The following is a 23,549-nucleotide window of genomic DNA, read 5'->3' as shown; positions in this document are numbered from 1 at the left end:
GTTCCTCCTCCTGTTTTAAACGAGTACTGATCGTTTTGCGACGGTGTATGGTTTATCCCAAGAACCGATAAACTGTTGGTTTGCTGAAACATGGACGTCTTTATCGAGGATGACATTTTCAAGTTTTGCGCCGCTTTCAATTTTACATCCTTGCATAATGATCGCGTTTTTTATATGTGTATCAGGGGCTACGTTTACACCACGAAAGATAATACTATTTTCAATTTTTCCTGCGATGATAGAGCCATTAGCAACAATTGAACCACTTACATCTGCTGTAGGCTCATATTTCGCTGGAGGTTCAGTACTATTCTTTGTACTTACAGGATTGCTGTGTAAACACATTTGCTCATACTTGGATGCACTTAATAAATTCATATTTTGTTTGTAAAAACTCTCCAGAGAGTCTATGAATGCAGAAATTCCTTGATAATGATATGTCTGAACATAAAGTTGATCGAGTTTTGCCTTAATGGCGTCGTTAAAAAAATGTTCTTTTCCTTGGGCAATGCATTCGTCTACGAGATCGATAAGTAGTTCCTTATGAAGAATGTAAACGTCAGTAAAAAGGTTCGTGTTATTAGGGTCATTTGTGAGTGAATGCACTCGCCCTTGCTCATCGGTTTCTGGTCTTAATCTTGTGATCTCGCCTTCAGTTTCAGGGTAAGCTTCGGTTGTAATTAAGGTAACGTCAGCTCCTGTTTCTAGGTGTTTGTCAAAGGCTTTTTTATACTGGGTATTTGCGATAAATTGACTTCCGCTTATAAGGACGTAATCGGGTTTAGAGCGATGAAAGTAATCACGATTATTGTGAAAATGGCGTAAATCTCCGCGTGAGATGTCAGTCGGATCATTCCAATCAGGCGGAAAGATGAAGAGGCCACCGTGGCGTCTTGCTAACCCCCAATGGCTTCCTGTACCTAAATGGTCCATTAAAGAGCGATACTTATGGTTGGCGAATATGGCCACTTCTTGAATCCCTGAACGCGTCATATTAGAAAGGACAAAATCAATCAAACGGTAACGACCGAAAAATGGAACAGCAGCAGGGCAGCGAAAGTATGTCAATTCGTGCAGGGCATCGCGTTCGTGTTCTAGGTTAATTAATCCCATCATTTGTTTTGATTTCATATTTGTTGATGATCCTCCTCTTATAAAGTAGTGTTAGCTAAAGACAAGGTTTGACATTGATTCCTGATCAATCACAAGTGGTTCGTCATTGGCAGATGTAATAATCTCTGTACCGTCTGGAATTGTTGTTCCTTCTTGAATAATGGCCCGATCGATGGTTACGTTCTCTCCGATTGTTACATTCGGATGAATAATCGAGTTTCGAACAATACTGTCGGTACCGACTTTTACATGGCTAAACAAGATTGACCGTTCCACCGTCCCCTTAACAAAGCACCCCGAGTTGATAATGGCATTACGTACTGTCGCCGTATCGGCAATAAATTGCGGTGGGTCATCTGAGTCATTAGAATACGTACGCCATTCTTTGTTATGAAGGGAGAGGCAAAAGTCTTCTTCTAATAGATCCATATTTGCTTCCCAGTAACTTTGGATTGTCCCGACATCTTTCCAATAACCATGAAAAGGGTAAGCATACATCGAGCAGTCGTTATTGAGCATTGCAGGGATGACGTCTTTCCCGAAATCGTGGCTCGATCGTTCAGTGTCGGCATCATCGATCAGGTATTGTTTGAGCACTGACCATTTGAAAACGTAAATACCCATAGATGCTAAGTTACTTTTGGGGGCAGCAGGTTTTTCATCAAATTCATAAATCGATAGATCTTCGTCCGTATTCAAAATCCCAAAACGTGAAGCCTCTTCCCAAGGGACTTCGATGACGGAAATCGTTGCGTCAGCCCCGCTTTCTATATGGTGTTCTAGTAACAGTTCATAGTTCATGTGGTAAATGTGATCTCCTGAAATGATCAGTACATTTTCAGGTTCATATTGTTCAATGTAATGAATGTTTTGATAAACGGAATCAGCCGTTCCTTCGTACCACTGTCCGCCGTTGCTGGCTGTAAATGGTGATAAAATAAACAGTCCACCTGATGGTTGATCGAGGTCCCAAGCCTTGCCAGCCCCGATATGTTTATTTAAAACCATTGGTGAATATTGCGTGAGGACACCAACAGTTTCAATCCGTGAATTAGCGCAGTTGCTGAGAGCAAAATCAATAATTCGATATTTGCCGCCAAATGGGACCGCCGGCTTAGCTAAGTTTTTTGTCAATGGGCCTAATCTTGTTCCTTTTCCACCTGCTAGAAGCATGGCGACACAATCTTTTTTCATCAATCATTTCCTCCTTTGTCTTCATCGACACGTTCAAAAATGGTGATACCAAACGGGGGAACTTTGATTTCAATATGTTGGTCATAACCGTTCCAATGCTCAGGGATTGTAAAATGTTCCGCATCGCTTATTTGGTCAGATCCGCCGAATTTTGCTGCGTCTGAGTTAAAGATTTGTTTGTAAGTTCCTGATTTTGGAACCCCCACTTTATATGCATATAAAACAAGAGGCGTGAAATGACAAACAATAATAAGTTCACGCTTTGTTTTTGGCGATACCCTTCGGAATGTGATGATACTTGCATCTTTGTTGTCCGGATCGATCCAATGAAAGCCATTTGTATCATGATCGCCTTCAAATAATTCAGGATGGTTTAAGTAAAAGTGATTGATCTCCTTAACATAATCAAACATTCCTCGGTGCAAAGGATAATCGAGTAGATGCCAATCGAGCTCTTCTTGATCCTTCCACTCCGCGTATTGCGCAAGTTCTCCACCCATAAAAAGTAATTTCTTCCCTGGATGTGTGAGCATGTAGCCGTATAAAAGCCGCCATTGCGCAAACTTTTGCCACTGATCACCAGGCATTTTATCGAGCATAGATTTTTTTCCGTGTACTACCTCGTCATGAGAGAGGGGTAACACAAAATTTTCACTTCCTGCATACATATGCGAAAACGTGAGCGCATTATGATGATATTTTCGAAAAACAGGATCTTTTTCCATATAATCAAGCATGTCATTCATCCAACCCATATCCCATTTGAAATTGAAACCGAGCCCGTCCATGTCCGTTGGTGCGGTTACGTTCGGCCAATCAGAACTATCTTCGGCCATCATGAGTACACCTGGTTCATAGGCAAAAACAACTTCATTTAATTTCTTCAAAAAGGCAAGTGCTTCTAAATTTTCCTCACCACCGAATGTATTTAAAAGGCGTTCTTCATTTTCATCACGATCAAAATTTAAATAAATCATACTAGCGACAGCGTCAACCCGTATGCCATCAAGGTGATATTCCTTTAACCAATACACCGCGTTTGAAATGAGAAAGCTTTGTACTTCTGGCTTTCCAAAATCGAAGCTAAGCGTTCCCCATGTCGGCTTATCCGCTTTTCGTAAATCTTTATATTCATAAAGTGCCTCACCATCGAACTCTCTTAAACCGTGATCATCGCGGCAAAAGTGCCCAGGCACCCAATCGAGGATGACGCCGATGTCGTGTTGATGGCATTGATCTACAAAAAACTTAAAATCGTCTGCACTTCCGTGTCTGCTTGTCGGTGCGTAGTAGCCAGTAATTTGATAACCCCATGACAAATCAAAGGGATGTTCACAGATTGGAAGCAATTCAATATGGGTATAGCCTAATTGCTTTACATATGGAATGAGTTCTTCAGCAAGTTCTCGGTATGTTAAAAGCGAACCATCCTGTTTTTTCTTCCAAGAGCCGAGATGTACTTCATAGATGAGGATAGGACTTGAATAAGGTTGGTCTGCTTTTTTATTTTCTTGCCATTTATGGTCATTCCAAATGTATGGCGAACATGGCGGTGTCAAGGAAGCGGTATTGGGTCGAACTTCTGCTTGAGAAGCATATGGATCTGCTTTTAGTTGCCAACTTCTATTTGGATGTTCAATTGCGTATTTATAACGCGTGTGCGCAGAAAGATTTGCGATGAAAAGAGACCAAAGTCCATTTTCACTTATCCGCTTCATCTCATCGTGATCTCCACACCAGTCATTAAAATCTCCGACTACTTGCACACGACTAGCGTGTGGAGCCCAAACCGTAAAACGATAGCCCGTTTCACCATTTTCTGCTGCAGGGTGAGCGCCTAAAAATTGATAGCTTTCGTAGTGCGTCCCTTGGTGAAAAAGATAAATGTCTTCATCCGTTAATGTTTGCAAAGTCGTGTTCACATCAACCCTCTCCTATCTTTTTTGCAAGACTTTGTTTTATAAGGTTGTCGTGTTTAGTTGCCATGAACAAAGTTCAAATGACAACAATCTAGACGAAAAAAGCCTTAGCAAATATAAAGTTTAAGGTGATCATTGATTGTGCGATGAATACCCTGTAAAGAAGATATGAAGCATGTTCAAAAAGAATGTCTAAAAATTCAATGACGTCTTTTGGCAAACAGAAAATAAGATATGAAATAGAAACAGAAAACAGCGTCAAGGAGGATGCAATGACACATGCAAATGCTTGGATGGAATCTGTAGAATGGATAAAAATCGAAGAGAATCAAATTGAAACATTAGCAAATACATTTGCTGAAAATGAAATCAAGATCTTTGATCACAAGAAAACGTATGAAGTAGCAGAATGGAAAAGAGACGAAAAATACGTTTGGATTCGAGGTGAAGAAGAATTTCCGTTACACGGTGAGCTTGTCGTAACCTTCAATCAAACGGAATTGCCTGTGTATTTCGGGGCAGTTGTCCGAAGTGAAGAATTTGAGAAGCACTTTTATGCCATTGATGAACGTCTCGGCGTTTGGACTAAAGGAAATGAAACGCACTTTTCCATTTGGGCACCTACAGCAAGGCAGGTCGTTTTGATCGTCGGTGATACAGATTACGCCCTTGATAAAAAGAAAAACGGGACTTGGTGGGTGAATGTTCCATACAACTGCCACGGGAAACCGTATCATTATGAAATAACGAGGAATGGGGAAACCGTTGAGGTCATTGACCCATATACTCCGTCATTAACCGCAAACAGTAAGCGGGGGGTGGTAATAGATTTTGCGCAAACGAAAGCGCCTTGTGATAAAAAACGCGCTGAAGCGGCGGTGAACAGTCGAGAAAATACAGTGATTTACGAACTTCACGTTCGTGATGCAACGTCGAATGCTGATAGCGGTGTTTTCCGAAATCGCGGCAAATTTCTAGGTCTTACAGATACGAATGCAAAGACACCAAATGGTTATACGTCAGGTCTTTCGTACTTTGCAGAATTAGGGGTAACTCATGTCCAACTGCTACCGATCAACGACTTTGGGCGCGTCGACGAATTAGATCACGAAAGTAATTATAATTGGGGTTATGATCCGTTATTTTTCCAGTCACCAGAAGGAAGTTATACGACCGACCCAACTGACCCAATTAGTCGTGTCACTGAATGTCAGGAAATGATCGATACCTTTCATAGAGAAGGATTGTCAGTGATCGTTGATGTCGTTTTTAATCACGTCTATATTTGGCAAACGTCATCGTTTGAAAAGACTGTCCCAGGTTATTATTTTCGTTACGGTCCTAACGGTGAGTTAAGTAACGGCACAGGTTGTGGAAATGATATCGCTAGTGAACGTCCAATGGTTCGAAAGTTTATTCTTGATACAGTCGATCACTGGTTGCGCCATTATAAAGTAGATGGGTTTCGTTTTGACTTAATGGGGATTTTAGATATTGAAACGATGCAACAAATAAAAAAACGATCTGATGAGGAAAACCTTCCAATGATTCTACTAGGTGAAGGTTGGGATATGCCGACAGCGCTAGATTCCAAGCAACAAGCGACGAGTTTCCATGCTCAAAAACTACCAGGCATTGCGTTTTTTAACGATTTGTTTCGCGATGCGACAAAAGGGTCTACTTTTGAAGAAGCGGCGCGTGGTTACTTTAACGGAGAGGGCGCAGGCAAAGAAACGATATACCATTTATTTACAGGGTCGATTCAACCGACACCTGGCATTTTACACTTTAACGACCCTCTTCAAAGTGTAAATTATATTGAATGCCATGATAATTTAACCTTATGGGATAAATTAGAGCGGTCGAATCCTGAAGAAGGCACTGAAGAAAAGCGGCGTATTCACCAACTAGCAACTTCTTTTACGATTTTAAGTCAAGGCATTCCGTTTTTACATGCAGGCCAAGAAATGTACAGAACGAAAAACGGGGACGCGAATAGTTACATCTCAGGTGATGCGGTCAATGCGCTAGATTGGAAGCAAAGGGAACATTATGACCAAGATATTTGTTTGGTGAGAGACTTATTGAAACTGCGAGACAACTACCCATTATTTAGAATGTCTTCACGTGAAGACATAGAATCCCGTATCCATGAGCTTTCATTGCCAGACCCAGTGTTTGGCGTTGTGCTTGTTGGAGAAAACGAAGACATCACGTGCTTGTGGAATCCAGGGTTCCAGCCAGTAGAAGTAGAACTCTCCCGCTTTGGGCGTTGGAAAGTTCAGGCGAGTAATGACGACAATATCCCTGATGAGATCCAAGGCGACTTAACATCGGTCCCACCCTTAACTTATATCGTTTGTATCAAAGATCGGAAAGTGTGAGTATGTAACAAAAAAAGTGGGCCTTGGATAATAAAAAGGGCTCACTTTTTTGAAGCATTGCTTCTATTAATTGATGACGATTTGCCTTAGCTGTATTGTTGTGATAGATTATTGAAAGAACGATATGACTAAAATGGTTTTTTAGTCACTAGAAGGAGAGAAACAAATTGACCAGTGATAAGCGGAAAAGCGTTATCGATGCAGCAGCAACATCTTTTGCGCACTTTGGATATAAAGCAACATCAATGGACCAAATTGCAAAGATCGCTAAGGTTGGAAAAGGAACGATTTACAATTATTTTTCTACAAAGGAAGAATTATTAAAAGAAATTATCCAAAACTTCGCCGCAGAAATGAGGCAAGTAGCTACTGATGCGATTACACCAGGGAATTCATTTGTATCTAATTTTAATGAGGCATTGCACGAAGTCGTAAAGTTCCGTGAACAACAAGAACTCACAATTAAACTTTCTCAAGAAGTTAAAGAGTTTGGCACTCCTGAAGCGGTTGAGGCACTTCAATCTTTAGAAAATGAAATCTGTGATTTTATTGAATCGAGAATTCTTTTAGCGATTGAACGAGGGGAACTAAGAGAATGCGATCCGAAAATTACTGCTTTTCTCATGTTCAAAATGTATATTAATCTCGTGAACGATTGGAAAGAGCGTCACGAGTCTTTACCTAAAGAGCAAATTGCCAGTTTAATCAATCTTTATTTTATCGAAGGGTTAGCTAACAATAATATGTAAAATGTTAGCTTTTCTTTTCGTTTGATGTGACCAAAAAACTATATTGGTCATATAGACATTTTTGTGCGAGCCTATACCTAGGAGGTAATGATGAGCAATATTTGGCGTATCTTTCAACAAGACTTACAAAATATAAAACGCGTTCCGCTCGTAGGGGTTTTATTAATTGGATTAGCGATTTTGCCTGCTTTATATGCGTGGTTTAACTTAAGTGCATCTTGGGATCCATACTCCAATACTGAAGGTGTTCGTGTAGCGATTGCCAACGAGGATGCAGGGGCAGAACTGAACGGTAACACATTAAATGTCGGGGGGGAATTGGAGGATAACTTAAAAAATGACGATAACCTCGGTTGGCAATTTGTTAGTAAAGAAGAGGCTGAACGAGGTGTCGAATATGGCGATTATTATGCGAGTATATATATCGGAGAATCTTTTTCCGAAGATATCACGAGTGTCGTCTCAGGAAGTCCAATTACAGCTGAAGTGCAGTACGAAGTAAATGAAAAAATTAATTCGATTGCGCCTAAAATGACGGAATCAGGTGCTTCAGCGATTACAGATCAAATCAATCAACAATTTGTTGAAGCAGCATCGAGTGCGATGTTTCAAGAGTTTGACCGACTTGGTATTCGTTTGGAAGAAGAACTACCGACGTTTCGCAGAACCAAAGAAATTGTTTATGAGTTGGAGGATCGTTTTCCTCAAATTCGTGATTTTGGTGACATAATTATTGAGATCGATGACAGTTGGGAAGAGATTGAAGAGAACGCAGAGCATATTATAGCACTTGAAGAAATGATCCCTGACATTTATGAAGGAACAAGTCGGATTTTAGCGTTAGAAGAGCGTATGCCGGAGATTGTGGCAGCAACTGAGCGAATACTTGACTTAGAAGAAGCATCGCCAGAAATTGAACAAGCTGTAGAAGAAATGATCGAGATGAGTGAACGCTTTCCAGAATTAACAGAAGTGGTTGAAGAATCACAAGAAGGTACGCAGACAGCGATTCTGAAGATTGAAGAGGCCAAATCATTGATTCCAGATGCTGAAAATCGCGTTCAAGTTGTAGAGGAATATATCGCGGATTTAAGGACATTTTTAGATGAAACAGAAGAGGGTATTGAGCCATTATTGTCTTCGTTAGCTTGGAATGTACAATTCGCTGAAGAAACGATTTCGACGATAGATGATGCCCTCGCCGAATTAGAAGATGAAGAGAATCTTCTACAAGCTGCTGATCGGCTTCAGCGTTTAAATGAAGATATTTCTACAGCGATTGCGCTTTTAAGTCTTTCACAGGATGTTTTTCAACAGTTAGATGAGCATGATGTCGATGAAACAGTGACGGATTTAGATGAGCAACTAAGTGAAAGTATCGTGTCCATTCAAGAATTGCAAAATGATTTAACCGAATTAGGCGATGAACTTCAAAATGGGAAAATACCTGAAGAAATGGATGAGCTCCAGGATCAACTTCAACAAGTAAGTAATGAAATCGACCAGATCTATACGTTTTTGCAGGAAAATGAAGAAGTGATTTTAATTTACCTGGCTAATTTAGAAGGTGAAAGTGAAACCATTTCTTCTTATATCGAGGAATTGGAAGAATCGCTCATTGAAGCGGAAGAAAACATGAATGATGATTTAAATGAACAGGTTGAGCAATTAAACGACACCCTCAATCAAATTGACCAAGAACTCTCAGACTTATATGAAAGTGTGGAAAATGAAGAGCAATGGAAGGGATATGTTCAATCGTTAGAAGAACATGGTGATACATTAGAGTCAGACATCGCTGCCGTAGATGATGTCATTGATCAGTATCGTCGTCTATACGAACTAACGGAAGATGAGCAAATTTCAGATTTGATTGACATGTGGGAAGGTGAAGGTACCCCGGAAGCTGCAGCATTAGAAAATGTTGAGCTGGAAGACGGTTTGGAAACTGAAGAAGTCATAGAAGAAGCATCGGATACTGGAGAGGTTATTGAGAACGGAGATGCTGTAGAAGAAGAGGACGCGGAAGAGACAGCTGAGAATGAGGACGGTAGAGAAGGAGACAGTGAAGAGACTGTTAAAAACGATGAAGACCAAGAAGACACAGGATCAGATGAACCAGTTGAAAACGGAGATGCCGAAGAAGAAAATGAGTATGATCCCAATTCCGACAAAGCGGTCAAAGACACGTTGTTGCAACTTCAACAGGATATCGATGAGCTTGTGAGTAAAGAAGAGCAAGATTCTGAAGAAATTAAGGGTGTCCAAAAGAACCAAAGCGAAGCTAAGGAAGCTGTCGCAGAATTTAGCAAGGAATCAGGTAATATAGACGGAGCCCTTGAGGGGACAGAAGATGTATTAGGCATCTTACTTCATATCTTGATCGATTCGCTTGGTTCTGTTCACCAGGCCATTGCTGAGCTCGATGAGTTACTCCAAGATGAGGAGACTTGGGAGCATGCGGGCGAACGACTGCAAGATGTAAGTCAGCAATTAGATGGACCACTATCCATGTTAGAAGACACTCAAGCACTGTTTGATGTCCTAGATGAAGTGACAGAAGACATTAACTTAGCAGAAATCGATGAGCAAATCGCTGATACGCTCTCTACATTAGAAACATTAGAAACATCGATCGATGAGTTAACAGAAGATCTTGAATCGGGAGAGGTCCCGGGAAGTGAGCAAATCAACTCATTCCGAAATGACTTAGAAACTGCGGGGCAACAAGCTCAGCAACTATATGGGTTTCTCGAATACGAAGCGGAAGAATTAATAGATGAAGTGTTTCTAGAAATTCGTGATGGTCTAGATTTAGCGGATGACACCTTAGAGGAAGCACATGAATATGTTGATGTGTTAGAAGAGGTGCTAATCTATGCTGAAGACATCGCAAGTACCGCAGACGAAACGTTGGATGATCTCGCTCAACAAATGCCTGAGTGGGAAGAGCAAGTTGAAGAGGTAGCAGAAAATATTGAGCAAGAATTACCAGTAGTGCTTAATGCACTTGAACAAATGGGGGATTTTATCCGCGGTGACTTTTCTAACCTTGAAGAAATGGTCTACCAAATGGCTGATGTCATTCGTGATGATCTCCCAGCTGTAGAAGAGGAATATCGAAAAATCGCAAATTTCTTGGAAGAAAATTTATCAGATATAGAACACGCATTTGCTGATTTATCAGATATTGCAAAGCAAAAACTGCCGAATCTTGAAGAGAACATTAGTACAGCAGCTGACCAAATTCGTGAAATAGAAGAAGATGACCAAATGAATGAATTAATATCTCTTCTACGGAATGACCTCGATGAAGAGAGTGACTTTTTCGCTCAACCAGTTCAATTGGATGAAACGAAATTGTTTCCGATACCGAATTACGGATCGGCAAATGCACCTTTCTATACAACACTGAGCTTATGGGTTGGTGCGCTCTTGTTATGTAACTTGATCAGTACGAAGCTTCAAGGCGATGATGCCCGTGAAGGATATTCTTTACGTGATATTTATTTCGGACGCATGATTTTGTTTTTAATTGTCGCGATTTTACAAGGATTGGTTGTAAGTATTGGAAACTTAACGTTATTAGGAGCGTATACCGCCCATCCAATATTATTTATTTTGTTCTCGGTGGTCATAGGTGTCATCTTCATGACAATGGTTTATACATTGACGTCAATACTCGGAAATATTGGGAAGGCCCTTGCTATCGTGATGCTGGTACTCCAATTATCTGGCGGAGGCGGCATGTTCCCGATTGAAGTCGCGCCTGAGTTTTTCCAAAACATGCATCCTTATTTACCGTTTACTTATGCAATTGATTTGTTTAGGGAAGCGGTAGGTGGAGTGATTCCGTCACTCGCTTGGAAGAGTTTATTGATGTTATTAGTGTTTTGGGTCATTTTTATTTTAATCGGCTTCATTTTAAAGCCGATCCTTGCAGCGAGAATAGAAGAGACGTACCAAAAATCAAAATCGAGTCGACTCGTCGAATGATAATAAAGCAATTATTGAAATAATGTTTTTTTATTTTCTCGCTTTCCTCTTCAATTGTCCGGATACTCTCTGTATTCGGACAGTTCGAGAGGGGGGTTGAATTGAACTAGTCCGAAAATGGCCTATGTTCGGACAGAACTAGGTATTATTCATCCAAACTTGTCCGAAAGACGCGAGAATTCGGACAGAACTAGGTTATTTTCATCCGAACTTGTCCGAAAGACGCGTATATTCGGACAGAATTAGGTATTATTCATCTGAACTTGTCCGAACTCGGCGTATATTCGGACAGTTCTACAGCTTATTCACCTCAAACTGTCCGAAATGTAACTGTAAACGTAGTGCCTCGACCTTTTTCACTTTTAACATCAATCATACCACCGTGCGCATCAACTAATGCTTTCACGATCGACATCCCGATACCTAGCCCACCAGTTTCCCGATTTCTCGATTTTTCGCCACGATAAAACCGTTCATAAATGAAAGTCAATTCTTCCTCATTCATCCCACGTCCAGTATCGGTGACGGAGAGGTGCGTCCCCTCCTCGTTTTGTTCCACGTGTAACGTCACGCTTCCACCGGGGTCTGTATATTTTAGTGCATTATTTAATAAGTTTGTCATGATTTGCATGAATCGATCACGATCAGCTGAAAAAAAGACATCTTCAGGCTCTTTAATAGATAACTGAACCCCTTTTTCCTGAAAAGTGGTGTAAAACTGATTATAAAGGGCGTGAAGAACTTTTTTTGCGTCTATTGATTCAAGATTTAGCTTGATTTGTGGGTTTTCCGCAGCGTGTAATTTTTCCATTTCATTGACGAGACGGACAAGACGCATCAATTCGTGGTGGCACTGATTTAACCGTTCTGGTGTAGGCTCAAATACGCCATCTTGAAAAGATTCTAGTTGACTTCGTAATGTTGCAAGCGGTGTTCTTAATTCATGAGCGAGGTCACTCGTAAACTGTTTTCGCAGCTTGTCACCTGTTTGTAAAGAATCAACCAAATCATTAAACCCCTCTGATAATTCTTCGAGCTCTTTGACGTGATGTTCAGTAGGGACGCGAACATTTAGTTCTTGCTGTTTTAAAGCGCTTGTGGCTTGACTCATTTGTTTTAGTCCGCTACTAAGCCTTTTTGAAAAAACAAAGCTCAATATAAATGAAAGAATCGTCATAATTAGGACAGCACCAATTAAATATTTGCTAAATTGTTTTAGAAATTCTACATCTGTACTCATAAATGTAGCAGGATAATGTGCAATTAACGTACCGACCTCTTCGCCGTTTACAGTTAATGGCATAGTCTTTTCATCAAACAAATCTGAATCAACATCTACCTGTTCACCTGAATTCCTCGATCGACCCATCATACGGTGGTTCATATGATTTCCTTGTTCAGTAGAGTCGACAATCATTTGTCCGTTTGCGTCAAATACTCGAAAAAAGAGTTGTTCATGAACAGCATAATGATTCAGCATCATTTGGATCGACTGACCACTCAATCGACCTTCTGATTGAAATTCAAATTTTAACTCTTGAGATATTTGTTCAATCTGCTCGTCACGGTTAGCGGTTAAGTAATCATTAAATGTTTCTTGAAACCCAAAAAAAATGGCAATACTAATAAGAAGAATACCGCCTAAGGAAAGAGCCAAAAAGAATGTCAGTAACTTACTGTGAAGTGTACGAAACATCACGCGTTCCTCCAAACTTATAACCCATTCCAAAGACAGTTAAAACGAACTGCGGCTGCTTTGTATCCTTTTCGATCTTTTTTCGTAAGTTTTTAATATGAACATCAATATTGCGTTCATATCCTTCATAAAAATGGTCTTCTTGAACTTTTTGCAATAAATCTGCCCGACTAAACACACGACCGGGATGTTTCGCGATTGCTTTCAAAATGTTAAATTCTATCGGTGTCATAGATAGAATGTTTCCTCGTGAACGTACTTCGCGTTTCGCAAAATCAATGGCCAATTCACCTTGATTAAACGAGTAAACATCAAGTTTGTTTAATGTTTGTGTACGGCGTAGAATCGCCTCCATACGAACAATCACTTCACGAGGGCTAAATGGCTTAGTGATGTAATCGTCTGCCCCGATGACAATCCCTTCAATACGATCTTCCTCAGCTGTTTTTGCTGTTAGCATCATGATCGGGATGTCCGATGTTTCGCGAATTTGTTTACAAATGTCCTCCCCTGGCATATCAGGAAGCATTAAATCAAGGATGATAAAATCCGGTTGGCTTTCTTTGATTCGCTGTAAGCCCTCAGCTCCATTCTCGCTATATTCAACAATGTAATTTGATTTTTCAAGATAAGCTTTCAATACTTCAATAATCATTGGTTCATCTTCAACAATAAAAACTTTTACAGCCATGAGTGAATCCACTCCATCATTTGTTTTCGACATTATATCATATGACCAATATACCAACTTACAGTCATGAAAAAACACACATTTTCTTCATATCTTCTTTATGAGTTCATTATATCTCATCGTTAAAATGAAGTTAGAACAACAAAAGGAGATGATCTTATGAAAAAAGCAATTGCCGGTTTATTATCTTTAGGACTAGTATTTACGATTGGTACGTCTGTATTTGCAAGTGATAGTGGTGAGGACTCATCTAATTTTGAAGACTTTAGGCCATTTATGGAGGAAATGCATCCAAACTGGTCTGAAGAAGATCTAGAAACGATGTATAATAATTGTCATGGAGAAGGTGAGCGTCCGCGACATGGCGGAGGTTTTGGACCGGGACAAGGAGAAGGACCAGGACAAGGGCCAGGCCAAGGAAAAGGACCTGGGGCAAAACAATTTTAACCTGTAAACAGGAGTTTTGATTTTAGCGGCTGTTCCTCTGAGGGTACAGCCTTTCCTTCTGTTCATGTGAAACAAAAAGAGGTGACCAATGATGATGAGCGGTACGTACGGTTTTGGAGGGATTTTTGGAATGTTTCTGCAAGTTGCATTCATTATCGCTGTGATATATTTCGTTATTTATCTTTTCAAAACGGTTTTACAACCGTCCCAAAAAAATGAAGCTAATGATCAGAAAGGTAAAGCGAGCTTGGAAATTTTAGAAGAGCGATTTGCTCGAGGAGAGATCGATGAAGAGGAATTTAAACAAAAGAAAAAGGTTTTAAGTGAATCCGTTTATAAAAGTTAAAGGGTCTGACCGTTACGATCAATGGTCAGGCCCTATTTACTTCTGGATCCTTACATGTTTGGTGAATCATGTTCTTGTAAAGCGGTTAATTGTACGTCAAATTCATGTTCAGGATTGTCTAAATCAAACACGCGTGCCGTTTTACTATGAGGATCGACATGTTGGATATAGATTCTTTTCCCTTGAAAAGTCACATTTTTTGTATCAGCTGATTGAGATATTTCCTCTGCACGCTCCTGGTTCATATGAAAAACTCCTTTCCACTATGGGCCAACTTCCACCAAACCAGTCAAGTCGACTTCTTGTGTATTGTCCATTTCATCTAGTGGGAAAATCGTGACGGTTTCATCATCTTCATTTACATCTTGAATGTAAACGGGAATCCCGTGATACTCGACATTAATCATAACAGGCGCATTGATAATTTCTTGAGCACGCTGTGTATTCATTGCCAAACCTCCTTTGCAATGTTCTTCATTTATTTTCTCGTGCTCTTACCGGTCTATACGCGGCGAAACTTACCAATGACATAACAAAAGGCAAATCGATCATGTCGGATCGTATTTGCCTCATGTTTATTTCACCTTTATTTGTTTATCTTCATCATCTTTATGTTGTTCGTAAAATGTTGCCATTGTGTCTAACGTATGAGCTAAATCAGGGCAAGAAATCCCGCTTCCTTGTAAATCTTGAATCGTTTGAGAACAATCAAATTGCGCTTTACATGAAAAATAAGCTAAAACTTCCTTTTCAATATTGAGCCATCTGCGAATGGATGAGAAAGACATAATTCCATTTACAGAAAAAACAGGGACGATCCCAAAAGGCTTCTTGCCAAGGTAGGATCTCATGAGCATGTGATAAACGTCTTTCATTTTATATGGTGATGGGTCGGTTAAATGGTACGTTTTAGAGATCGCGACATCCGCATGGATAAAAAAAGTGGTCGCATCAACTAAATAATCGACAGGAACAAAGTTCCCTTCTGCTCGCCCTAGACCGATATATGGTATGAAAGGGAGAGAGCGAAGCCGATCAAATACATTGAGCATAAAATACGGACCGTCAAACTTCGATGTTTCGCCTGTTTTAGAATCTCCTACGACAATGCCCGGACGAATAATCGTCGTAGGCAAATCAGTCATCACTTCCCGCACGCGCTTTTCCGCTTCAAATTTCGTCTCTTCATAATGATTTTTAAAACCTTGATGCTTATCTAACTCGTTTTCAAAGATACGCCCTTCCCGGTTACCAGAAACGAAAGCTGTACTAAAGTATATGTAGCGCTTTAGGTTCGGCAATGTTTTCGCCCATTCATTGACCTTCTCAGTACCGATAACGTTCACCCGATAAGCGAGTTCTTTAGAAACAGCTAAATCATAAATGGCAGCGAGATGGATAACATGGGTAACTGAACGTTGGATGTCTTGATTGATCGCAGCATCGATACCTAGGTTCGTTTCGGTGATATCACCATGAACGATCGAAAACCATTCACATGAATTGTGTTCTTCATTTGCAAGCTCATTCAGTTCTTTTTGAGCAAGTTCTGCTAGGTGAGGTTCAACTAGAAGCGTTACTCGATCAATATGTTTGTCGTTGCGCATCCACTTCTTCATTATTGCCCGTGCAATAAAGCCAGGAAAACCAGTCATGAAATAATGATCTCCCACGATCTCCTCCCCCTTTCACCTGTTCATTACATCCTACAATACATTTTTTCATCGCCATGAACAACTTTTTTTCAAACTGTGATTCAAATCCTCTTGTTTTTTTAAAAGATCCCGTAGACTTAACAGCAGTTGAGAACAACAATCAATTTCATTGAACGAATAGATAAGGGAGGATTTCTACATGAATCAAGAAGTAAAAATTGCCGAAGACGTATATTGGGTAGGGAAAAACGACAATCGTGAGGTGCCGTTTCACCGTCTTATTTTAGCAAAAGGGACGACGTACAATGCGTACCTATTGAAAACCGAAAAGCCAACGATCATCGATACGGTCGACTTTGCGTTTGGTCGTGAGTTCGTCGAAAATTTAAGCCAACAAATTGATCCAAAAACGATTCAATATATCGTTATTAACCATACTGAACCTGACCATTCTGGAGGACTTGCAGCTTTAGCAGCACGTGCACCTGAAGCAACGATCGTATGTACAGAACCTGCTGTTTATGAGCTAAAAGAAATGTATAAACTTCATCAGCGCAACTTCCTCGTTGTTCATGACGGCGATACGTTAGACATTGGCGGAAAAACATTGAAGTTTAAAGAAACACCGTATCTTCATACAAAAGAAACGATGATTACGTACAGCATTGAGGACAAAATTTTATTCCCATGTGACATCTTCAGTACGCACGTTGCAAATGAAGAGTTCTTTAATGATGAAGCGTCCATTGACATTACCGAGGACTTTATCACTTACTACAATCTGATCATCCACCCACACCGTCGATATGTGGCGACGCTGATGGATGCATTGGAAGAGTTAGATGTGCAAATGATCGCACCTTCTCACGGTTACATTTTGCGTGAAAACGTACAGAAGTACATTGATCTTTATGGAGAAATGAGCGCAAACACACAAGAAAATAAAAAAGCAACGATCATCTTTACAACCATTCGTAAGAACACACGTAAAGTGGCTGAATATCTAAAATCAACCTTAGAGAAAGACGGGATTGAAACGGAGATCTTCAATACTGATAAAGCTGACCACGACGAGGTTTTAGCAAGTGTTCAACAAGCGGATGCCGTATTTATCGGTAGTTCCACAAAGTATGCCGATATGATCGGAAATCTTGAAGATATTCTAAAAGCACTTACTGAGATGGACTTAGAAGGAAAAATTGCTGCTTCATTTGGTTCATATGGCTGGAGCGGTGAAGCAATCGAAGTCATTCAAGATTACCTATATGAAACGAATATGACTGTACAAAGCACGTCGCAAGTCATTAAGACAACAGGGATGACACACGTTGAGTTTCCAATCCGCGTACGCTTTTCCCTTGATGATGAGCAACGTGAAAAAGTTGACCATTCCGCTACATTTGTCGCTGAACAACTATTAAGCGTGTAAAGGTGGGTTTTTGATGCAAAGTTATGTCATTGTCGGGTCTGGCCCGGCAGCGGTGAATGCCGCAAAAGCTATTCGTGATGAAGATAAAAAAGGAATCATTCAAATATTTAGTGCTGAGCCGTCATTACCGTATAAACGAATCAAGCTGTCAAAAGCACTATACTCTGATTTAGCGAGCGAAAAAGTGTTGATTAAAAAGGAAAAATGGTATGCCAAAAACGAGATTCAAGTGCATACAAGCGTAAAAATTGAAGCGATCAATACAACAGAGCAATATGTGACGACTTCCGAAGGCGATGAAGTTAGTTACGATAAGCTATTGCTTTGTACAGGAGCAAACAACCGCCCCTTACCTGTAGATGGCGTTGATCTACCTGGGGTGTTTGCGATCCGTGATAAACAAGATGCTGAGGACTTTAAAGCATATATGGAAAACAAAACCGATGTCGTTGTTATCGGTGGGGGTATCCAAGGTTTAGAAACAGCATGGTCTTTGCAGCAAGAAGGAAAACGCGTAACGATCATTGAATTAGCACCGCGGCTTATGGCTCGTCAATTAGATGAGCAAACATCACAGCTTGTGAAAGAAAAAGTGGAAACGGCCGGTGTCAGTGTTTACGTCAATACGGCGATCGACCGAATCGTGGAAGAAAACGGAGAAGTGGCGGGTGTTCAAGTAAACGGTGGAGAGATCATCACCTGTGAAAGTGTCATTTACTCAATTGGTGTGATACCGAATATCCAATTACTAAAAGGGTCATCAATTAAGACGAACCGTGGTGTCGTCGTCAATGAACAAATGCAAACAAATGATCCAGATATCTTTGCAGCTGGTGACGTTGCAGAACTAAACAGTGTCGTAGATGGGTTATGGAACACAGCGATGGATGAAGGGAAAGTCGCAGGACAGTACATGGCCGGTAAACAAACAAATTATGAAAAGGCAACCATCATGACGATCTTCAATGCCTTTGATACAGAGTTATTCTCTATTGGTAATGTTGACGAGTCGCAAGTTGACAAGACGATCAAAGAAAACCGTGAAGACGGCACGTATACAACATTATTTATCAAAGACCAGTCGATTATTGGTGTCATCTCGCTTGAAGGCGTTGCCCAGTCTATGGTCTATAAATCAGCGATTGAACAAGAAGTGTCATTAGCAGACATCGATGTTACCACGGCAAACGTGCAAGAAGTAATGAATGCAGTGAAAGAAAAACAAAATCAACAAGTCGTTTCTATATAAATGAGGAGGAATCAATGATGAAAAAATATATTTGCAAACCATGTGGTTACATTTACGATCCAGCATTTGGAGACCCAGAAGAAGATATTGAACCAGGTACATCTTTTGAAGACTTGCCAGAAGACTGGGAATGCCCAGTTTGCGGTGAAGGAAAAGAAGAATTTGCTCCTGTAGATGAAGAGTAAGCGTAAATCGTTAAAAAAATATCTACTCCCGACAGAAAAGGCACTGATTATTTTGTGATCAGTGCTTTTTAAGTACCGCTTTTTATGTATTTGTACTTCAAATCATTAAGAATCTTTAAATACTTTTTTCGATCTAAAATCTCTAAAATATGTTTTGCTTTAATATATGCATCTGCAATTTCTTGATATTCTTTTTCTTGCTTTTCATAACATTGCCCTAAATAGTAATAAAAGTTACCCAGTAATGACATGCTTTCCTTTTGTTTTGACTCTCGGATTCCAGTTTGAATTGTCATTATGGATTCATCATATAAACCAAGATCGTATTGGGTTTTTGCTTTATTATAGAGCATCTTTACACGAAAAAGCTCAGGAGATAGCATTGAATGTTTCATCTCCAAATGATCTGTAGCATGTAATGCCTTTTCAAAGTACATTAAAGACATGTCGTAATTATTATTTTCCGCATGAATAAAGGCAATTGTATTTAATATTCTTAGAGACAATGAGTTCATTTTATTTATAATGGAATATTCCTCAGCAAGTAAAGATTTACATAAATCGATAGCTTTTTGATAACCAATAATATTTAACTTATAATCACTGAGATATTTAGCCCAAAACAAATAATGGAGATACCATGACACTTCTCCTGTTCCCTCTAATTCTTTAATTTCTTTATCTGCCAGTTCTTGGATTATTTTGTATTCCTGATTAGACAACGATCGTTCTATGGTATTGATTTCTCCCTTAACACGGGTAGGGTCAATACTTTCGTTTAAATAGAATAGGATATCATCTAGAGAATTACCCAACTTTAAAGAGAGAAAAAATAAATTTTCTAATGTAGGGGTAGTTTCACCTTTCTCTATTGAACTTAGCGCAGGTTGAGTACATATCCCTTCAGCTAACTCCGCTTGTGTCATCTTTAATTTTTTCCTTTGCATTGAAATCGCTTGACCAAGTTCCTTGATCCCCATATATGAACCCCTCCTGTTAAAAAGCGCTAAAATTTGATAAAAATATAAATCTATTTATATTTCATTCCATTTATTACATATTGTCACTAAAATTACATATAGGCAAGAACAGAAATCTAGGAGGTGATCAAATGAAGAAGACATTGTTTACAGTTTTAATTATTTCATTGATTGCAGTATCGAGTTATGGTGCTGTTGCTTCTGCTGATGAATCAGTTGAGCAGTATGATGATACCGTTGAAATTAATTCCGATTTTCCCTATGAAGGATAAAGGGATCAATTGTAAAAAGCACTTATTTAGCGATGTTCTATTGTAGACCTTTAAAGAACTCCAGATAACATAGAAAGTCCTATGTTGGTTGAAGATGTCCCCGAGTTAACAATAGAGGGTAATAAACTTGAAAAAGAAATAGCAGCTTTAAGGGAAATGGAAGAACCCCCCTTAGATAAGTTTGTAGAAATTGATGTATATAATCAAAGCTTAGAAAGCTATGATGAATTACAAGATAAACTATCTTACGTTTTTAACGTTAAAAATGTATCTAAAGAAGAAATCTCGGTTCAGTTCTTAATTAAAGCTCCTAGAGAATTAGAAAGTTACTATCTTAGTTCTACGGAAACTTCTCAACCCGTAATGGGAATAATAAACCCTGGACAATCTATTGAACACACTCAATTGGATATTGTAAAATCATATGATAGCCTTTCAGAAGAAGAAACTGAATTCATTAAAACAAATGGAATAATCTATTACATGTATTTTGAAATAAATGATGAAGCATATTTCTACGAACTAAAATTAGATGTTTATAAATAAACTTTATATTAATAAAGAATAACGAGGAGATTTTTCATGAGAAAAAATGTGATTTTTTACGGAACCCTTATGATTACTATTATTTTCTTTTATTTTATCACTCATCTAGTATTGGAATATATTCCTTTATTTTGGGCTTCCTACACATCAGGTCCGAGAATGTTTATTAACGGTTTATTAGTTTTTATGATGTTTGTAGTATCACTCATTATAGCTCAAAAGATTTCTGAATAGATTACAGGAGGCGGAGGGACCAGCCAATATTATTTTGCACTATACAGCTGTATTAAAATGAAAGTCCCGATACATAAGTCCCGAGTGATTTAATGATTAACATAAGCATTAGATAAAGTGATGATAATACATAAAAAGAACCAAAATATTAGATTTGAACTGTAACCTATAAAATGGACAGTTATAAAAGAGACCTATGCAGCTAGTAAATGACTTCGGTATTGAGCCGGGGTCATTTTCTTTAATCCCCACTGGTAACGATGACCATTATATTCTTCCCTGTAGTCATCTACTTCTTGTCTTAATTGTATAAAGTTCTGGCATGCTTTGTGATCGACCATATCTTTGAAATGTCCAAAGAATGATTCCATTGGTGAGTTATCCCAACAATTTCCCTTTCTTGACATAGACTGACATACCCCTAATTTTTTCACTCTGTTCTGGAACTCTGGATGAGTATAGTGAACCCGCCGTATATAGATATGATATCAGCAAAATTTGATAAATATATAAATCTATTTATATTTTGTTCCATTTATTACATATTGTCACTAAAATTACATATAGGCAAGAAAAGACAACAAGGGGATCAAATGAAGAAGACATTGTTTACAGTTTTAATGATTTCATTGATTGCAGTGTCGAGTTATGGTGCTGTTGCTTCTGCTGATGAATCAGTAGAAAAAACTGATAAAAATGCTGAAATTGAAATGGATTTACCTTATGAGGGATAATTCACCTTTTTATCAATCATAATAACTTTTAATGTAAATGAATCTAAAACATGAAAACATCAAAACTACTTTTATCAGCTTTAGTTCTATCTTCAACCGTAATAACTCCGATGACAGTTGGAGCTAGCAACTATGACCAACCTTCAAATGAAAAAAACGTTTCATACTTAGAAGTAGAGACATTTTGTTACATTTGCTGATGAACAGAACGAATTAGGTATTAAAGAAGTTGAGGGCTATAAGAAAAGGTTTTCTGTAAAAGTGATAAAGAAAAGGTTGAATGAATAAGTGAGGAAGAATTGAAGGAAATAAGGGGGGCGTATCAATAATATAAAATATACTACTCCTCAACATTATCATAATGGAAATAAAAATGAGGGGGGGGCGTCTATCTTATAAATATATAATGATCTGTGTTTAAACATGTTGTGTGTTGTCATGAATTGAATGAATTTTATAAATCTTAGCCCCTTGGACTCAAGGGTTCTAATATTGGAAGGAGTATATTAACATGAAAAAAGCATTTATTATAATGTCGGTGTCTCTTTTATTCGCAGGAGGGGCTATCTCCCCGGTCGCAGCATCTGAAAAAAATGACAAAACAATTGAAGAATTTAATAACAGTGATGAGGTAAAAAGTAATGATAATGATGAATTATCTTTTGATGATGGATCAACTATAGAGATTGAGGATGAAGGTGGCAAGTTTATTACTTCTCATTATGATTATAAGGGAGAACTCCTAGCCATGAGTACATTGGATAAAACTACTGATATACTTACAACAGAGTATGCTGATGGAGATGTAGAAGAATATCATTTAGAAGACTTAATTGAAGTCAATGAGGGTACAGCTAATGTTGAGGAAGAGTTTACCACTATGCAATACGGGACACATATTGACACTCATTACAGTAATGAGTGGGGAGAAACTGGATATCTTTATCTTGATGAAACTACATCTTATGGTACCTCTTATACATTCGCTTACCAAGCTGGGGATGCGTTAGTAACTATTGCAGGTGCTCTTGCTGGTTACAAAACAGGTGGTGCTTTACCTGCTGTCCTGGCTGCATTTGGAACTGAATTTGCTAATGATATAATTCTATCTCCATTTGAAGGGACAGTTAGAACTCGTGACCGTAACACGACATACAGTGTTACTTCTCAAGGCGAATTGGGTCTTGAAGTAGAACACGGCATAGTAGATACCGAGGCTGAAGATGATTTAGGTAATACATATTATGTTAACCCAACTGAGTATGGTGACGATTCCATGTCTAACCAAGAAATGCTCGACATGGGTATCTACAATGTAGTTATTGATAACCTATAAATAATTTAAAGCAATAAAGGTATCTATTTAATTGAAGAGTTTAAAAAGAACGAAAGCTGGAGGGAAAGGATTATTGCAGAAATGTGAATATTGTAACATGAGGTTTACATGGTACCGACTTTTTAAATCATTTTGGAATTGGTCAAACAAACCAATAATATGTAATAAGTGTGGCTCCAAGCACATACTAACAATTTCAGGTAGAATTATGTTTGTATGTATAACTGTCTTTCCATTATTAATTGTAAGTGTATACATCGCTCCGTTTAACAATATTTTATTAGATTTTGCAATAGGGGTGTAAGCGTCAAGTAAAAATGAACACTTTTTGCTAATTAATTCTGAACACTTTCTTCCTTAAAAATGGAAGTTCGATTCTTCATTCTGTAACTAT

22 protein-coding genes and 1 pseudogene are annotated in these 23,549 nt (G+C 38.8%); 13 read left to right on the top strand and 10 right to left on the bottom strand.

Annotated elements, in window-relative coordinates:
- Positions 1–15: 15 nt before the first annotated feature.
- The 3 genes from glgD to glgB are packed head-to-tail and all read right to left on the bottom strand — an operon-like array spanning position 16 to position 4,229.
- A complete protein-coding gene (gene glgD / locus HNQ41_RS14415) occupies positions 16–1,131 on the bottom strand; it encodes a glucose-1-phosphate adenylyltransferase subunit GlgD (protein WP_184665141.1) in 1,116 nt (371 codons plus the stop codon).
- A 33-nt stretch (positions 1,132–1,164) separates the two neighbouring features.
- Complete coding sequence (locus tag HNQ41_RS14410) at positions 1,165–2,307, bottom strand: glucose-1-phosphate adenylyltransferase (RefSeq protein WP_184665140.1); 1,143 nt, start codon at positions 2,305–2,307, stop codon at positions 1,165–1,167.
- On the bottom strand, positions 2,307–4,229 hold the full coding sequence (gene glgB, locus HNQ41_RS14405; protein WP_343043376.1) for a 1,4-alpha-glucan branching protein GlgB: 1,923 nt from the start codon (positions 4,227–4,229) through the stop codon (positions 2,307–2,309). The genes HNQ41_RS14410 and glgB overlap by 1 nt, the downstream gene beginning before the upstream one ends.
- A 269-nt stretch (positions 4,230–4,498) precedes the next feature.
- On the opposite strand from glgB, the gene pulA reads away from it, so the two are divergent.
- From pulA to HNQ41_RS14390, 3 genes are all read left to right on the top strand, one after another.
- Entirely contained in the window at positions 4,499–6,610 is a 2,112-nt protein-coding gene (gene pulA, locus HNQ41_RS14400; RefSeq protein ID WP_184665139.1) for a type I pullulanase, read from the top strand.
- Between the two features lie 167 nt (positions 6,611–6,777).
- Positions 6,778–7,359, top strand: coding sequence for a TetR/AcrR family transcriptional regulator (locus tag HNQ41_RS14395; protein WP_184665138.1), 582 nt, complete (start codon positions 6,778–6,780; stop codon positions 7,357–7,359).
- A gap of 90 nt (positions 7,360–7,449) precedes the next feature.
- Positions 7,450–11,355, top strand: a complete 3,906-nt coding sequence (locus tag HNQ41_RS14390; protein WP_184665137.1) for a YhgE/Pip domain-containing protein — start codon at positions 7,450–7,452, stop codon at positions 11,353–11,355.
- 310 nt (positions 11,356–11,665) lie between these two features.
- Here HNQ41_RS14390 and HNQ41_RS14385 read toward each other — a convergent pair whose 3' ends face one another.
- The gene (locus tag HNQ41_RS14385; RefSeq protein ID WP_184665136.1) at positions 11,666–13,051 is read right to left on the bottom strand and encodes a sensor histidine kinase; all 1,386 of its coding nucleotides are present in this window, start codon (positions 13,049–13,051) and stop codon (positions 11,666–11,668) included.
- Positions 13,029–13,742, bottom strand: coding sequence for a response regulator transcription factor (locus tag HNQ41_RS14380; protein WP_184665135.1), 714 nt, complete (start codon positions 13,740–13,742; stop codon positions 13,029–13,031). The genes HNQ41_RS14385 and HNQ41_RS14380 overlap by 23 nt, the downstream gene beginning before the upstream one ends.
- Positions 13,743–13,901: 159 nt before the next feature.
- Here HNQ41_RS14380 and HNQ41_RS14375 point away from each other — a divergent pair, with 159 nt between their 5' ends.
- Both HNQ41_RS14375 and HNQ41_RS14370 read left to right on the top strand, forming a co-directional pair.
- Positions 13,902–14,189 (top strand): hypothetical protein, encoded by a 288-nt coding sequence (locus HNQ41_RS14375; RefSeq protein WP_184665134.1) that lies wholly within the window; start codon positions 13,902–13,904, stop codon positions 14,187–14,189.
- Between the two features lie 88 nt (positions 14,190–14,277).
- A complete protein-coding gene (locus HNQ41_RS14370; RefSeq protein ID WP_221301958.1) occupies positions 14,278–14,535 on the top strand; it encodes an SHOCT domain-containing protein in 258 nt (85 codons plus the stop codon).
- A gap of 50 nt (positions 14,536–14,585) precedes the next feature.
- Here HNQ41_RS14370 and HNQ41_RS14365 read toward each other — a convergent pair whose 3' ends face one another.
- From HNQ41_RS14365 to HNQ41_RS14355, 3 genes are all read right to left on the bottom strand, one after another.
- Entirely contained in the window at positions 14,586–14,780 is a 195-nt protein-coding gene (locus HNQ41_RS14365; RefSeq protein WP_184665133.1) for an H-type small acid-soluble spore protein, read from the bottom strand.
- 18 nt (positions 14,781–14,798) lie between these two features.
- On the bottom strand, positions 14,799–14,984 hold the full coding sequence (locus HNQ41_RS14360) for an H-type small acid-soluble spore protein (RefSeq protein ID WP_184665132.1): 186 nt from the start codon (positions 14,982–14,984) through the stop codon (positions 14,799–14,801).
- Positions 14,985–15,110: 126 nt separating this feature from the next.
- On the bottom strand, positions 15,111–16,208 hold the full coding sequence (locus HNQ41_RS14355; protein WP_184665131.1) for an SDR family oxidoreductase: 1,098 nt from the start codon (positions 16,206–16,208) through the stop codon (positions 15,111–15,113).
- Between the two features lie 181 nt (positions 16,209–16,389).
- Between HNQ41_RS14355 and HNQ41_RS14350 the strand changes: the two genes are divergently transcribed.
- From HNQ41_RS14350 to rd, 3 genes are read left to right on the top strand one after another with little or no spacing between them, the layout of a single operon-like run.
- Positions 16,390–17,619: an FprA family A-type flavoprotein gene (locus tag HNQ41_RS14350; protein ID WP_184665130.1), complete on the top strand. Its 1,230-nt coding sequence runs from the start codon at positions 16,390–16,392 to the stop codon at positions 17,617–17,619.
- A 10-nt stretch (positions 17,620–17,629) separates the two neighbouring features.
- Positions 17,630–18,868, top strand: a complete 1,239-nt coding sequence (locus HNQ41_RS14345; protein ID WP_184665129.1) for an NAD(P)/FAD-dependent oxidoreductase — start codon at positions 17,630–17,632, stop codon at positions 18,866–18,868.
- A gap of 17 nt (positions 18,869–18,885) precedes the next feature.
- The gene (gene rd / locus HNQ41_RS14340) at positions 18,886–19,053 is read left to right on the top strand and encodes a rubredoxin (RefSeq protein WP_184665128.1); all 168 of its coding nucleotides are present in this window, start codon (positions 18,886–18,888) and stop codon (positions 19,051–19,053) included.
- Between the two features lie 68 nt (positions 19,054–19,121).
- On the opposite strand, the gene HNQ41_RS14335 is transcribed toward rd, so the two are convergent.
- A complete protein-coding gene (locus HNQ41_RS14335) occupies positions 19,122–20,033 on the bottom strand; it encodes a helix-turn-helix domain-containing protein (RefSeq protein WP_184665127.1) in 912 nt (303 codons plus the stop codon).
- Positions 20,034–20,164: 131 nt separating this feature from the next.
- On the opposite strand from HNQ41_RS14335, the gene HNQ41_RS14330 reads away from it, so the two are divergent.
- Together HNQ41_RS14330 and HNQ41_RS14325 are read left to right on the top strand one after the other, a co-directional pair.
- The gene (locus HNQ41_RS14330; RefSeq protein WP_184665126.1) at positions 20,165–20,305 is read left to right on the top strand and encodes a hypothetical protein; all 141 of its coding nucleotides are present in this window, start codon (positions 20,165–20,167) and stop codon (positions 20,303–20,305) included.
- An 84-nt stretch (positions 20,306–20,389) separates the two neighbouring features.
- Positions 20,390–20,851: a hypothetical protein gene (locus HNQ41_RS14325; RefSeq protein WP_184665125.1), complete on the top strand. Its 462-nt coding sequence runs from the start codon at positions 20,390–20,392 to the stop codon at positions 20,849–20,851.
- A 428-nt stretch (positions 20,852–21,279) separates the two neighbouring features.
- Here the strand turns inward: HNQ41_RS14325 and HNQ41_RS14320 are convergent.
- Positions 21,280–21,552 (bottom strand): annotated as a pseudogene (locus HNQ41_RS14320) (IS3 family transposase); the annotation flags it as partial.
- Positions 21,553–21,678: 126 nt separating this feature from the next.
- On the opposite strand from HNQ41_RS14320, the gene HNQ41_RS14315 reads away from it, so the two are divergent.
- From HNQ41_RS14315 to HNQ41_RS16945, 3 genes are all read left to right on the top strand, one after another.
- Positions 21,679–21,819 carry a hypothetical protein gene (locus tag HNQ41_RS14315; RefSeq protein ID WP_184665123.1) on the top strand — a complete coding sequence of 47 codons (141 nt, stop codon included), beginning with the start codon at positions 21,679–21,681 and terminating at the stop codon, positions 21,817–21,819.
- Between the two features lie 511 nt (positions 21,820–22,330).
- Entirely contained in the window at positions 22,331–23,155 is an 825-nt protein-coding gene (locus HNQ41_RS14310) for a hypothetical protein (RefSeq protein ID WP_184665122.1), read from the top strand.
- Between the two features lie 31 nt (positions 23,156–23,186).
- Positions 23,187–23,459: a TIGR04104 family putative zinc finger protein gene (locus HNQ41_RS16945; protein WP_184665121.1), complete on the top strand. Its 273-nt coding sequence runs from the start codon at positions 23,187–23,189 to the stop codon at positions 23,457–23,459.
- Positions 23,460–23,549 lie beyond the last annotated feature (90 nt).

Origin of the sequence: Texcoconibacillus texcoconensis (assembly GCF_014202575.1) — a bacterium.
Classification (GTDB): domain Bacteria; phylum Bacillota; class Bacilli; order Bacillales; family Salisediminibacteriaceae; genus Texcoconibacillus; species Texcoconibacillus texcoconensis.
The sequence above is the reverse complement of the archived record's forward strand: the minus strand, read 5'-3'. Positions and strand labels throughout refer to the sequence as shown.